The sequence below is a fragment of the Psychrobacter sp. FME6 genome, from assembly GCF_014861365.1.
In the GTDB taxonomy this organism is placed as follows: Bacteria; Pseudomonadota; Gammaproteobacteria; order Pseudomonadales; family Moraxellaceae; genus Psychrobacter.
The window spans coordinates 1-667 of record NZ_RRYW01000240.1; the positions used below are offsets into that span (position 1 = coordinate 1).

Below are 667 nucleotides of genomic sequence, written 5' to 3' on the forward strand. Positions count from 1 at the left end.
CTTTTACATCAATTATGGCTACGTCTGATGCCAGCATACTTTTTAGAACACCACCGTAAATTTATGGTAAAAACGATACCGTACTATTGGCTATAAATTTTTTGCAACCTCTTACTTTACTACAATCGTATCGCTTTTATTTTGAACTGACTATAGAAGAACGACCCAGTTAAGTAGATGTATTGCTTATCTATTCTGACTTTGACATAATGCAGCCGATAAGATAAATAACATATCTTATGGATAAAAAGCCTTCGACGTTCGCGTCGGAGGCTTTTGTTTTTTTCTAAAATTGCCAAGTATGTGCGCTCATTTTTAAGGCTATGGTTATGCTTACCACCAATCAAACATCGCAGGGTACTATCGCTGCAGTGGCTGCAAACTTTTTATACTCTCTGCTATTCTTGTTTGGCCTATTGTTACAGCCGTTTTCAGGGACACAGGTAGCGTCATGGCGCGTGTTGATGATGCTATTTAGTTTGGTTTTATTGGTCAGCGTACTAAAGCAGTGGCAGCATATTTTTGATTATTTAAAAACTTAGATTAACACATGAAGTGCAATACCAAATGTGAGGTGAAAAAAAGACCTAGATGCGCTAGCATCAAAGTTTTTATCCACCGACCAAAGTGAGATTGCAACCATGAACTATACACATCTAAGCCTAGG

Annotated in this window: 1 protein-coding gene; it reads left to right on the plus strand. The window is 37.8% G+C overall.

All coding sequences use genetic code 11. The annotated features are described in order from the left end of the window. Positions 1–329: 329 nt before the first annotated feature. Positions 330–542, plus strand: coding sequence for a hypothetical protein (locus EI162_RS14440; RefSeq protein WP_225737022.1), 213 nt, complete (start codon positions 330–332; stop codon positions 540–542). The last annotated feature ends 125 nt before the right edge of the window (positions 543–667 follow it).

Excerpts from the sequence above, each read along its gene's own strand:
- EI162_RS14440 (WP_225737022.1), top strand. The coding sequence starts at position 330 with ATGCTTACCACCAATCAAACATCGCAGGGTACTATCGCTGCAGTGGCT.